This is a genomic window from Pseudomonas sp. MDV22-iso1, from assembly GCF_058145095.1.
Genome location: NZ_JBYVMF010000002.1, coordinates 443,572 through 456,519, shown reverse-complemented (window position 1 = coordinate 456,519; position 12,948 = coordinate 443,572). Strand labels below are relative to the sequence as shown.

Here is a 12,948-nt window from a genome sequence, read left to right as displayed (position 1 = left end):
GAGTAAACTCCCTCGCCACAATGGATCTGCGGTGCAGCTGCTTGCACCGCATTACCTCAAGTCTCAGCTATACACCCGGCCAAGGAGCTGCCGATGGCTTTCAAACTGATCGAGCACGTCACGGGTGATCTGTTCGTGGGTGAAGCCCATCAAGTCATAGTCCTGGCTGCCGTTGTGCAGGTACACCTCGGCGCGGTAGTAACGCTGGCGGGTCTCATCGGACTGAGCCGATTCGGTCGGCGTCGCCAGGTAACCATCCAGGCTCACTTCGTAGACAAAAGGGTTGCCCTCTTCCATCTCGATCCGCAGGCCCATGCAGCGTTTGGACTTGCCCACCAGCGTCTGAACTTCCAGACCTTGCGCGCGCATCTGCGCAGCGGCCTCTTCCAGCGCCGGGGTCACTTGCTTGTCCATGAAACGCTGCACGATCGACTGGTTCGGCTGCAAATCCAGCTGCGTCAGACGCTCGCTGAAACCACGTCGTCCACGCGCGGCAAGCTCCGCCTGCTCCTGTTCGATCTGCACGTCCTGGCGCATGGCCTTGTGCAAGCCGAACATGAAGAACACCAGCACCACCGAGAACGGCAGACCGGCCAGCACCACCATGGTTTGCATGGCTTCGAAGTTACCGGCGAACAGCAGGCCGATGGTCACCAGGGTGATCACCGCCGACCAGAAAATCCGCAGCCAGTGCGGCGCATCTTCATCGACATTGCCGCCCTTGCACGAAAGGTTCGCCATCATCACCGCGCCGGAATCCGCCGGGGTCAGGAACAAGACGAAACCCACGAAGATCGACACGCCGATCACCACTTTCGATGCAGGGTAGTGCTCAAGCAACTGGTAGATCGCCATGGACGGCTGTTCCAGCGCCGTCTTCCCGAGCTCCACCGCCCCATGGTTCATCACCAGGTCCAGCGCCGAGTTACCGAAGATCGACAGCCACGCCAGGGTGAAGCCCAGTGGAATCAGCAGCACGCCGGCCACCAGTTCGCGCACCGTACGACCACGGGAAATACGCGCGATGAACATGCCTACAAATGGCGCCCAGGAAATCCACCAGGCCCAGTAGAACAGGGTCCACAGGCCCATCCAGCGCTCGGTTTTCTCGGCACTGCCTTCATACACATACAGGTCGAAGGTTTTCAGCACGATACCGTTGAGGTAATCACCAACGTTCTGCACAAAGCCGTTGAGCAGGTGCAGGGTCGGGCCGAACAGCAGGACGAAGATCAACAGGCCGCTGAACAGCACGATGTTCAGGTTGGACAGACGGCGAATACCGTTTTCCACACCGGACACGGCGGCGATGGTCGCCACGGTGCTCATCACGATGATCACGATCAGCAGGTTGGTGTTGCTGTGTTCCATGCCGAACAGGTTTTCCAGCCCGGAGGACACTTGCAGCGAACCAATCCCCAGGTTCGTCACCAGACCCAACAGGGTCACAAACATGCCAAAGCCGTCCACCGCATGACCGGCCGCGCCTTTGACCCAACGCTCGCCGACCAGCGGATACAGCGCCGAACGCAACGCCAGCGGCTGGTTGTGACGGTAGGCAAAGTAAGCAACGGCCAGACCGACCAGCGCATAGATTGCCCAGCCATGCAGGCCCCAGTGCAGGAATGTCAGCTGAACGGCCTGACGAGCGGCCATGTTGCTGGCGGCCACGCCTTCCGGCGGGTTGAAGTAGTGATCCAGCGGCTCGGAAGCGCCGAAGTACAGCAGCGAAATGCCGATACCCGACGAGAACAGCATCCCCGCCCAGGCACCGTAGCTGAAGTCCGGCGTGTCGTCCTTGCTGCCCAGCTTGAGTTTTCCATAAGACGAAAACGCCAGGCCGACGACAAATACCAGATAGGCAGCAATCACCACCATGTAGTACCAGCCGAAGCTGCGGGACAACCAGGCTTGAGCAATACCGAGCACCCTGCCCGCCTCTTGCGGGGCGATGATCAGAATGGCGGTCAACAGCAGAACCAGCGCGGTAGAGGTGTAGAACACCCAACCGTTGACCGTCACCTTCTCGGGTGGGGTCTTTATTAGAGAGGCAGAACTCATGGCACAGAAGCTCCGGGCAGTGCGAGAGAAGGACACAAGGCAACGCGATACCCGACCAATCGGTTAGTTGGCAGCCGACCGGCGGGTGATATAAAGACACCCCGCAAATGCCCGAAAGCCCAGAAGCACCGGGGCGTATAGGTTTCGAGCGATTTTGGATGTCGGTTTATCGCCATTCACACGTAGGAAAAATCTGTAAATAGCGACGATTTGTCGCAGAGCTTATTCTTTGTTGATTGAACGTTCAATCAAAACAAAATAGACTGGCCCTCAATCCGATAGACGTTCGACGTCTGCCGGAAGGCCTAAGGAGATGTGCAAGATGCCCAAGGTCGGTATGCAACCCATCCGCCGTCAGCAGTTGATCGAAGCCACATTGCTGGCCGTCGATCAGGTTGGAATGGGGGACGCCAGCATTGCGCTGATCGCCCGTTTGGCCGGTGTCTCGAACGGCATCATCAGTCACTATTTTCAGGACAAGAATGGCCTGATCGCCGCCACGATGCGGTATCTGATGAGCGTCCTTAGCGAGAACGTCACCGCGCGCCGCCTGGCGCTGACAGATGAAAGCCCGCGGGCGCATCTGCAGGTGATCATCGAAGGCAACTTCGACGCCAGCCAGGTCAATGGCCCGGCAATGAAAACCTGGCTGGCCTTTTGGGCCACCAGCATGCACCAGCCGTCTTTGCACAGGTTGCAGCGGATTAACGATCACCGCCTGTATTCCAACCTGTGCTGCCAGTTCCGCCGTGTATTGCCGCTCAACGATGCGCGCAGTGCAGCTCGGGGCCTGGCAGCCCTCATTGATGGCTTGTGGTTGCGCGGCGCACTGTCGGGAGATGCTTTCGACACTGAGCAGGCGCAACAGATCGCTTACGAATACATGGATATCCAATTGGCCAAGCAGGTGAGTTAGAGCACACATAAACGCTCAACCCCTGAACTGCTACCGATCGGTGTTGCCACAACCATATGGCATCACCGCGGTGGTTACCGCCAACCTACTGATGCTCTTGCGAGGACTTTATGGCCCGTTTCGAACTGCAAAAACTTTACATTGATGGCGGCTACAGTGACGCCAGCAGCGACGCTACATTCGAAGCCATCAACCCGGCTAACGGTGAAGTCCTCGCAAACGTCCAGCGTGCGACCAAGGAAGACGTTGAACGCGCCGTGGTCAGCGCCGAAAAGGGCCAGAAAATCTGGGCCGCGATGACCGCCATGGAGCGTTCGCGCATCCTGCGTCGTGCCGTGGACATCCTGCGCGAGCGCAACGATGAACTGGCCGCCCTGGAAACCCTGGACACCGGCAAGTCGTTCTCCGAAACCAAGTACGTCGACATCGTCACCGGCGCTGACGTGCTGGAGTACTACGCGGGCCTGGTTCCGGCCATCGAAGGCGAGCAGATTCCGCTGCGCACCACTTCCTTCGTTTATACCCGTCGCGAGCCGCTGGGCGTCGTGGCCGGTATCGGCGCGTGGAACTACCCGATCCAGATCGCCTTGTGGAAATCCGCGCCAGCCCTGGCAGCCGGTAACGCAATGATCTTCAAGCCAAGTGAAGTCACTTCCCTGACCACGCTGAAACTGGCCGAGATCTACACCGAAGCCGGCGTTCCGGCTGGCGTGTTCAACGTACTGACCGGCAGCGGTCGTGAAGTCGGCACCTGGCTGACCGAACACCCACGCATCGAAAAGATCTCCTTCACCGGCGGCACCGACACCGGCAAAAAGGTCATGGCCAGCGCTTCCAGCTCGTCGTTGAAAGACGTGACCATGGAACTGGGCGGCAAATCCCCGCTGATCATTTTCGACGACGCCGACCTCGATCGCGCCGCCGACACGGCCATGATGGCCAACTTCTACAGCTCCGGTCAGGTCTGCACCAACGGCACTCGCGTGTTCGTACCGACTCACCTGAAAGCGGCCTTCGAAGCCAAGATCGCTGAGCGCGTAGCGCGCATCCGCATCGGCAACCCGGAAGACGAGAACACCAACTTCGGCCCGCTGGTCAGCTTTGCCCACATGGAAAGCGTGTTGGGTTACATCGCCAAAGGTAAGGAAGAAGGCGCTCGCGTCCTGTGCGGCGGCAGCCGTCTGACCGAAGGCGACCTGGCCAAAGGCGCATTTGTGGCACCGACCGTGTTCACCGACTGCACCGACGAAATGACCATCGTTCGCGAAGAAATCTTCGGCCCGGTCATGGCGATCCTGACCTACGACACCGAAGACGAAGTGATCCGTCGTGCCAACGACACTGATTTCGGCCTGGCTGCCGGTATCGTCACCAAGGACCTGAACCGCGCCCACCGCGTGATTCATCAACTGGAAGCCGGTATCTGCTGGATCAACGCCTGGGGCGAGTCCGACGCCAAGATGCCGGTCGGTGGCTACAAGCAGTCGGGCGTGGGCCGTGAGAACGGCATCAGCTCGCTGAACAACTTCACACGCATCAAATCGGTACAGGTCGAACTGGGCGATTACGCCTCGGTGTTCTGATCTGACGCGGTGCGGAGCGGCGATTGTGGCGAGGGAGCTTGCTCCCGCTGGGCTGCGAAGCAGCCCCACTCCAGGCACCGCATTCCTTCAGACAGAACTCGGTCGCTTATTTTGCGACTGCTGCGCAGCCGAGCGGGAGCAAGCTCCCTCACCACAGGTTTTGCGGTGTCTCGGCGATCCAGACCTGACCAACTACAAAGAGGGTGCATTCAATGTCCCAAGAATTCGATTACATCATCATCGGTGCCGGCTCGGCCGGTAATACCCTGGCGACCCGTCTGACTGAAGACGAAGGCGTCACCGTCCTGCTGCTCGAAGCAGGCGGCCCGGATTACCGTCTGGACTTCCGCACGCAAATGCCCGCCGCCTTGGCGTTTCCGCTGCAAGGCCGTCGCTACAACTGGGCCTACGAAACCGATCCAGAGCCACACATGGACGGCCGCCGGATGGAATGCGGTCGCGGCAAGGGCCTGGGTGGTTCTTCGCTGATCAACGGCATGTGCTACATCCGCGGCAACGCGATGGACTACGACAACTGGGCCAAACTGCCAGGTCTTGAAGACTGGGACTACCTGAACTGCCTGCCGTATTTCCGCAAGGCAGAAACCCGCGACATCGGTCCGAACGACTACCACGGTGGCGACGGTCCGGTCAGCGTGACCACACCGAAAGCGGGCAACAACCCGTTGTTCCACGCGATGGTTGAAGCAGGCGTGCAAGCCGGTTACCCGCGCACCGAAGACCTCAACGGTTATCAGCAGGAAGGCTTCGGCCCGATGGACCGTACCGTGACGCCGAACGGCCGTCGCGCCAGCACCGCTCGCGGTTACCTGGACACGGCCAAGAAGCGCTCGACCCTGACCATCGTCACCCACGCCCTGACCGACAAGATCCTGTTTGAAGGCAAACGTGCAGTGGGTGTGCGTTACCTGATCGGCGCGGCTGAAGAGCGCATTGAAGCCCGCGCTCGCAAGGAAGTGCTGCTGTGCTCCGGCGCCATCGCCTCGCCGCAGATTCTGCAACGCTCCGGCGTCGGCCCGGCCGAACTGCTGAACAAGCTCGACATCCCGGTGGTCCACGACCTGCCAGGCGTCGGCGAAAACCTGCAGGATCACCTCGAGCTGTACCTGCAATACGCGTGCACCCAACCGGTCTCGCTATACCCGTCGCTGCTCTGGTACAACCAGCCAGCCATTGGTGCCGAGTGGCTGTTCAACGGCACCGGCATCGGCGCCAGCAACCAGTTCGAAGCGGGCGGTTTCATCCGTACTCGCGAAGATTTCGATTGGCCGAACATCCAGTACCACTTCCTGCCGGTTGCCATTAACTACAACGGCAGCAACGGTGTGAAAGAGCACGGTTTCCAGGCGCACATGGGTTCCATGCGTTCGCCGAGCCGTGGTCGCATCCAGGCCAAGTCCAAGGATCCGCGCGAGTACCCGAGCATCCTGTTCAACTACATGGCCACCGAACAGGACTGGCAGGAATTCCGCGACGGCATCCGCCTGACCCGCGAAATCATGCAGCAGCCGGCGCTGGATGCTTTCCGTGGCCGGGAAATCAGCCCGGGCATCGACGTGCAATCCGATGAGCAGCTGGACAAGTTCATCCGCGAACACGCCGAAACCGCGTTCCACCCGTCCTGCTCGTGCAAGATGGGCACCGACGAAATGGCCGTGGTCGATGGCGAAGGTCGTGTGCATGGCATGCAAGCACTGCGTGTGGTCGATGCTTCGATCATGCCGATCATCACCACCGGCAACCTGAATGCGCCAACGATCATGATCGCCGAGAAAATCGCCGACAAGATCCGCGGCCGCCAGCCTCTGCCGCGCAGCACGGCTGATTACTATGTGGCAGGTGATGCACCGGTGCGTGGCAAGCCGATGCGGGATGTGAGCCTTACTGCTCAGTAAGACCGTTACACCGAGGTGCTGCCATCGCGAGCAGGCTCACGCCTACAAGGGACTTCCAGTGAACACACATTTTTGTTCGCCGGAGCCCTCTGTAGGAGTGAGCCTGCTCGCGATGAGGCCCTACCAGCCAATACCTCTTCCTCTGACACGCCCCGGTATTCCCTCCCCACTGCTTTGCACCCTTGATCCTCCCTCCCCGCAGGCCTAATCTAGCGCCACGCAAACGTTTCACCCCCCTTCGCAACACCGCTGCACCGCCACTCCATACCAAGGAGGTTTCCGAATGTTCGATTTCCACCCCCAGCTCAAGCAGCGCTTTGCTGCCTTGCGCACGGGCGCTGAATTCTTTTCGCTGCGTTATGTGCGCGAGTCCGGCCAGTACCTGTCGGTGCGCAAGAACGTCGCCGAACCTCCGAGCCTGAGCCGTGATGAAGGTGCGATGCTGACGGTCCGGGTCAATGGCGTCGAAGCCTATGCCGCGACCAATGACCTGTCGCAACAAGGCCTGCAAGCCGCGCTCGAAAGAGCCGAGCTACAGGCACGGCACCTCAAGCCTCACGCGCTGCTGGACCTTCGTGAACAAGCCGTTTCCAGCGACCGCGCCGATTATTTTTCGCCGAACCTCGACCAGCCTTTCCCGTCCCTGAGCGACTGCTACCAGTTGCTCGGCGCCGAATCCGCGGCCGTGCCCAAGGACGACCGTCTGGTGAACTGGCAGGTGAGCCTGGGCATTACGCACGTCGAGCAGATCTACCTCAACAGCGCAGGCGCCGAATTGCGCCAGGCCCAGCGCTTTGTCTACCCGGGCCTGGACGTGACCGCCTACGACGGCAATGACAGCCAGACACGCAGCCTCGGCCGCGAAAACTTTGGCCAGCAGGGTGGCGCCGATGTGATCAGCCGCTGTGGACTGGTGGGCGCCGGCCCGCAAGTCGCCGATCAGGCACTGCAGTTGCTCCTCGCGCCGAACACCCCGCAAGGCCCGCGCGACCTGCTGTTGATGCCCGACCAGATGATGCTGCAGATCCATGAGTCCATCGGCCACCCGCTGGAACTGGACCGCATCCTCGGCGATGAGCGCAATTACGCCGGCACCAGCTTCGTCAAGGCGCAAGACTTCGGCCACCTGCAATACGGCTCGAAGCTACTCAACGTGACGTTCGACCCGGACATTCCCGAACAGCTCGCCAGCTACGGTCATGACGACGATGGCACGGCGGCCAGCAAGCTGTTTCTGATCAAGGAAGGCCTGCTCCTGCGTCCGTTGGGCGGCGCCCTTTCGCAGTTCCGTGCCGACATGGACGGCGTTGCCAACAGCCGTGCCTGTGGCTGGAACCGCCCACCGATCGATCGCATGGCCAACCTCAATATCGAGCCCGGTGATCAACCGCTGGCGCAGCTGATCGGCAACATTGAGCACGGCATCCTGATGAGCACCAACCGTTCGTGGTCCATTGACGATGCGCGCAACAAGTTCCAGTTCGGCTGTGAATGGGGTCAGTTGATCGAGAATGGCGAGCTCAAAGGCGTGGTGAAAAATCCGAACTATCGGGCCATTTCCGCGCACTTCTGGAAAAGCCTGAGCGCCGTCGGCGATGCCAGCACCTTCAAGGTCCTGGGCACACCGAACTGCGGCAAGGGCGAGCCGAATCAGGTCATCCGCGTCGGTCATGCTTCGCCCGCGTGTGTGTTCAGCCATGTGGATGTGTTTGGAGGAGACGCCTGATGAGTTTGTCTAAAAACCAGGCCGAGTCGTTCAAAGCCTTGGTCAACTGGTTGCGCGATGCCATTCGCGAGCCGGAACAATTCACTCTCAGCTACGCCGCCGAGTCTTCTGCCTTTGTGCGTTTCAACCACGCCAAAGTGCGCCAGGCCGGCCAGGTGCAGCAGGCGAGTATCGGCTTCAAGTTGATCAACGAAGGTCGCCATGCGGACCTCGACATCACGCTGTCGGGTGATGCGCAGGTTGACCTGCAGCGTCTCGCCGAAGGGCTGCAACAGTTGCGCGAGACGTTGCCGCTGCTGCCGAAAGACCCCTACCTGCTGCTCAACTTCAACGGCTGGCAGAGCAAGAACGTGCAGGATCATCCGTTACCCGACACCGAGCAGGTGGTCGCTGAAATCACCCAGGCTGCTGAAGGCCTGGACCTGGTTGGTTTCTACGCCGCAGGCCCGATCAGTCGCGGGTTTGCCAGTTCTGCGGGCGCGTTCGGGTGGCATCAGGCCAACAGTTTCAACTTCGATTTCAGCCTGTTCCATGAAAACGGCCAGGCAGTGAAAGCCAGCTACGCCGGGCACGACTGGAGCAGCGACGGGTTCGCCAAGCGTTTCCAGCAGGCCCGCGAGCAGTTGGAATTTCTCGGTCGCCCATTGCGCACGTTGGCACCCGGTCAGTACCGCGCGTATCTGGCCCCGGCCGCACTGGAAGAAATCATGGGCATGCTGAGCTGGGGCGGGTTCTCGGCGCAGTCGATCGCCAGCAAGAGCAGCCCGTTGCAGAAGCTCTACGCTGGAGATCAGGCCTTCAGCCCGCTGGTGTCGCTGGACGAGAAAGTCAGTGGTTCGTTAAGCCCGGCGTTTTCGGGTGAAGGCTATCCACGCAGTGACCTGAAGTTGATTACTGAAGGTCAGGCCGGCGATCAATTGGTGAGTTCTCGCAGCGCCGCCGAATATGGTCTGACCGCCAATGGCGCCGGCGGCGGTGAATCGCCCGGCGCACTGAACATGGCGGCCGGAACCTTGCCGAATGCGGACATTCTCAAGCAACTGGGCACCGGTCTGTACATCAGTAACTTGTGGTACCTGAACTACTCGGACCAGCCGGGTGCGCGCATGACGGGCATGACCCGGTTCGCGACATTCTGGGTCGAGAACGGCGAAATCCAGGCGCCGGTCAGCACCATGCGTTTTGATGACAGTGCGTACAGCTTGCTGGGATCGCAGCTGGAAGCGTTGACTCAGGAAAGGGAACTCCTGCTGTCGGCCAGCACCTACAGTCAGCGGGCGACGGATTCGGCGCTGTTGCCGGGGGCGCTGATCAGCCGACTTACTCTAACGCTGTAAACACAGCATCCCAACGCCATGGGAGACCCTGTGGCGAGGGGATTCATCCCCGTTCGGCTGCGAAGCAGTCGTAAAGCCGGCCAACACGGTTTATCTGCTGTGCCGCGTTTTCCGATTTTGGGGGCCGCTACGCAGCCCAACGGGGATGAATCCCCTCGCCACAGGATCCCCTCGCCACAGCGTCAGCCATGACCTTGCAGCCACTCCAACCCACAAGAGGTCCCATGCCCAACCGCCCACCTCTCGACGCCGTCACCGCCCGCTGGTTGCCGTGGGTTGTCGCCATCGCGTTCTTCATGGAGTCCCTCGACGGGACCATCCTCAACACAGCCCTGCCGGCCATGGCTCGCGATCTGGCGGAAGATCCACTGCGCATGCAGGGCGTGATCATCGCCTACATGCTCACCGTCGCCTTGCTCATCCCTGCCTCGGGCTGGATCGCCGACCGCTTCGGTACCAAGAAGATATTCTTCGGCGCCATCCTCCTGTTCAGCTTTGGCTCGTTGCTCTGCGCCCTGTCGAGCAGCCTGAGCATGCTGATCGGCGCTCGGGTGATTCAGGGCCTGGGCGGTGCGTTGATGTTGCCGGTCGGGCGCCTCGTGGTGCTGCGGGCCTACCCGCGTTCCGAGCTGGTGCGGATCATGGGCTTCATCACCATTCCCGGATTGCTCGGCCCATTGATCGGCCCGACGATGGGCGGCTGGATGGTGGAATACCTGACCTGGCACTGGATCTTTCTGATCAACCTGCCCGTGGGCGCTGTCGGTTGCTACGCCGTGTGGAAATTCATCCCCGACCTGCGCGGCACTGAACGCACCCGTTTCGATAGCCTCGGCTTCCTGCTGTTTGGGGCTGCGATGGTACTGATCACCATCGCCATGGAAGGCCTGGGCGAACTGCACTTGCCGCACTTGCGCGTGATGCTGTTGCTGTTCGGCGGCATGGCCTGCCTCGCCGCGTATTGGTTACGGGCCGGACGTATCGACAACCCGCTGTTCGCGCCGTCGCTGTTCAAGACACGGACCTTCGCCGTGGGCATCCTCGGCAACCTGTTCGCCCGACTGGGCAGCGGCGCACTGCCGTTTCTCGTGCCATTGCTGCTGCAAGTGGCACTGGGTTACTCGCCGTCTCAAGCGGGGATGAGCATGCTACCGCTGGCCGCTGCGGCGATGGTTGCCAAGTCGGTGGCACGGCCGCTGATTGAACGGTTGGGCTATCGCATCGTACTGACCGGCAACACGCTGGCACTGGGCGCGATGCTGGCGAGCATGGGCCTGGTCAGCGAGCAGACGCCGTACTGGCTGCTGCTGGGGATGCTGGCGGTTCTCGGGGCGATCAACTCGTTGCAGTTCACGGCAATGAACACCGTGACCCTGATCGACCTCGATGACGCCAGCGCCAGCAGCGGCAACAGCTTGCTGTCGGTGGTCGCGCAGTTGTCCCTGAGCCTGGGTGTTGCGTGTGCAGGTGCGCTTCTCGGTGGGTTTACGGCAGAGGTGGGTAATGACGGGGTGGACACTGTACTGGGCGCATTCCAGCTGACCTTTGTGACGGTCGGGATCATGGCGATGCTGGCTGCGACGATCTTCTCGCAGCTTTCAAAGGAAGACGGACGGCGAGTCAAACGTCCGGAAGAGCACATCGAACCCTGAACAGCGCAATTGGGATGAAGGATTCATCCCTGGTGATGGGATTCATCTGTGGTGATGGGATTTATCTGTGGCGAGGGGATTCATCTGTGGCGAGGGGATTTATCCCCGTTGGGGCGCGAAGCGGCCCTTAAAAGATGAATGCGAACAATCTAAACCACCAAAGTGGCAGATCCAAGGGGCGCTTCGCGCCCCAACGGGGATAAATCCCCTCGCCACAGATAAAGCCCCTGGCAACAGTTAAATCCCCTGGCCACAGGTCAGGCCCCTCACCACAGGGTTTGCGTTCGTCCAGAACATTCGAGGTAAGTGGTCGTAGGCTGATACACTGCGCGACATTTTGTTTTGCAGGCCAGTCCCGTGACCACCATTGCCACCGCTTTTAATACTTTGCCGCTGTCCGCCGCCATGCTGGCTAACCTCGACTCCCTCGGTTATGCCCAGATGACGCCGATCCAGGCGCAAAGCTTGCCGGTGATCCTCAAGGGAATGGACCTGATCGCTCAGGCCAAGACCGGTAGCGGCAAGACCGCCGCCTTCGGTGTCGGCCTGCTGAATCCGATCAATCCGCGCTTCTTCGGTTGCCAGGCACTGGTCATTTGCCCGACTCGTGAGCTCGCCGACCAGGTCGCCAAGGAAATCCGTCGTCTGGCCCGTGCCGAAGACAACATCAAGGTACTGACCCTGTGCGGCGGCGTTGCATTCGGGCCGCAGATCGGTTCGCTGGAGCACGGCGCGCACATCATCGTCGGCACCCCGGGTCGTATCCAGCAGCACCTGCGCAAGGGTTCGCTGATTCTTCACGGCCTGAACACGCTGATCCTCGACGAAGCCGACCGCATGCTCGACATGGGTTTCTACGATTCCATCGAAGAAATCATTGCCCAGTGTCCCGAGCGCCGCCAGACCCTGCTGTTCTCCGCCACGTACCCGGTGGGCATCAAGCAACTGGCGTCGAAGTTCATGCGCAACCCGCAAATCGTGAAGGCCGAGGCGTTCCACGACGACACGCAGATTGAGCAGCGCTTCTACGAAATCTCCCCGGAAGAGCGCATGGACGCCGTGGTCAAAGTCCTCGCGCACCATCGCCCGGCCACCTGCGTTGCGTTCTGCTTCACCAAGCAGCAGGTACAGGAAACGGTTGATCACCTGACCTCCAAAGGCATCTCTGCCGTCGGCCTGCACGGCGATCTGGAGCAGCGTGACCGCGACCAGGTGTTGGCGATGTTCGCCAACCGCAGTACCTCGGTACTGGTGGCCACTGACGTTGCCGCGCGCGGTCTGGACATCGATGCGCTGGACATGGTGATCAACGTCGAACTGGCCCGCGATTCGGAAATCCACATTCACCGTGTTGGCCGTACGGGCCGCGCCGGTGAGAAAGGTATTGCGATCAGTCTGGTTGCTCCGTCCGAAGCGCATCGCGCCCAGGCCATCGAGCAACTGCAGAAGTCGCCGCTGAGCTGGGACCAGTTGGACAACCTCAAATCCCAGGGCGGCGCACCGCTGCTGCCGGTGATGAGCACGCTGGTGATTGGCGCAGGCCGTAAAGACAAGGTTCGTCCGGGCGATATCCTCGGCGCACTGACAGGCGATGCCGGTATTCCGGGCGCTCAGGTTGGCAAGATCGCGATTTTCGACTTCCAGGCGTATGTGGCGGTTGAACGTGGCATCGCCAAGCAAGCCTTGCAGCGCCTGAACGACGGTAAGATCAAAGGCCGTTCGTTGCGCGTTCGTATTCTCTAAAGAACGTCGCTTGC

8 protein-coding genes are annotated in these 12,948 nt (G+C 60.7%); 7 read left to right on the top strand and 1 reads right to left on the bottom strand.

Annotated elements, in window-relative coordinates; genetic code table 11:
* Positions 1-63: 63 nt before the first annotated feature.
* A complete protein-coding gene (gene betT, locus AC3ZVB_RS04445; RefSeq protein ID WP_162436175.1) occupies positions 64-2,061 on the bottom strand; it encodes a choline BCCT transporter BetT in 1,998 nt (665 codons plus the stop codon).
* 322 nt (positions 2,062-2,383) lie between these two features.
* On the opposite strand from betT, the gene betI reads away from it, so the two are divergent.
* From betI to dbpA, 7 genes are all read left to right on the top strand, one after another.
* A complete protein-coding gene (gene betI, locus AC3ZVB_RS04440) occupies positions 2,384-2,977 on the top strand; it encodes a transcriptional regulator BetI (RefSeq protein WP_162436174.1) in 594 nt (197 codons plus the stop codon).
* 110 nt (positions 2,978-3,087) lie between these two features.
* Complete coding sequence (gene betB, locus AC3ZVB_RS04435) at positions 3,088-4,560, top strand: betaine-aldehyde dehydrogenase (protein WP_162436173.1); 1,473 nt, start codon at positions 3,088-3,090, stop codon at positions 4,558-4,560.
* 212 nt (positions 4,561-4,772) lie between these two features.
* Positions 4,773-6,476 carry a choline dehydrogenase gene (betA, locus tag AC3ZVB_RS04430; RefSeq protein ID WP_162436172.1) on the top strand — a complete coding sequence of 568 codons (1,704 nt, stop codon included), beginning with the start codon at positions 4,773-4,775 and terminating at the stop codon, positions 6,474-6,476.
* A gap of 283 nt (positions 6,477-6,759) precedes the next feature.
* The gene (locus AC3ZVB_RS04425) at positions 6,760-8,202 is read left to right on the top strand and encodes a TldD/PmbA family protein (protein WP_490145852.1); all 1,443 of its coding nucleotides are present in this window, start codon (positions 6,760-6,762) and stop codon (positions 8,200-8,202) included.
* Entirely contained in the window at positions 8,202-9,539 is a 1,338-nt protein-coding gene (locus AC3ZVB_RS04420) for a TldD/PmbA family protein (RefSeq protein WP_490145851.1), read from the top strand. The genes AC3ZVB_RS04425 and AC3ZVB_RS04420 overlap by 1 nt, the downstream gene beginning before the upstream one ends.
* A 224-nt stretch (positions 9,540-9,763) precedes the next feature.
* Complete coding sequence (gene mdtD / locus AC3ZVB_RS04415) at positions 9,764-11,191, top strand: multidrug transporter subunit MdtD (RefSeq protein ID WP_490145850.1); 1,428 nt, start codon at positions 9,764-9,766, stop codon at positions 11,189-11,191.
* A 405-nt stretch (positions 11,192-11,596) separates the two neighbouring features.
* Entirely contained in the window at positions 11,597-12,934 is a 1,338-nt protein-coding gene (dbpA, locus tag AC3ZVB_RS04410; RefSeq protein ID WP_235992769.1) for an ATP-dependent RNA helicase DbpA, read from the top strand.
* Positions 12,935-12,948: the final 14 nt, after the last annotated feature.

Bases quoted from the DNA above. Each gene is read 5' to 3' on its own strand.
- betT (WP_162436175.1), bottom strand. From the start codon at position 2,061: ATGAGTTCTGCCTCTCTAATAAAGACCCCACCCGAGAAGGTGACGGTC.
- betI (WP_162436174.1), top strand. From the start codon at position 2,384: ATGCCCAAGGTCGGTATGCAACCCATCCGCCGTCAGCAGTTGATCGAA.
- betB (WP_162436173.1), top strand. From the start codon at position 3,088: ATGGCCCGTTTCGAACTGCAAAAACTTTACATTGATGGCGGCTACAGT.
- betA (WP_162436172.1), top strand. From the start codon at position 4,773: ATGTCCCAAGAATTCGATTACATCATCATCGGTGCCGGCTCGGCCGGT.
- AC3ZVB_RS04425 (WP_490145852.1), top strand. From the start codon at position 6,760: ATGTTCGATTTCCACCCCCAGCTCAAGCAGCGCTTTGCTGCCTTGCGC.
- AC3ZVB_RS04420 (WP_490145851.1), top strand. From the start codon at position 8,202: ATGAGTTTGTCTAAAAACCAGGCCGAGTCGTTCAAAGCCTTGGTCAAC.
- mdtD (WP_490145850.1), top strand. From the start codon at position 9,764: ATGCCCAACCGCCCACCTCTCGACGCCGTCACCGCCCGCTGGTTGCCG.
- dbpA (WP_235992769.1), top strand. From the start codon at position 11,597: ATGCTGGCTAACCTCGACTCCCTCGGTTATGCCCAGATGACGCCGATC.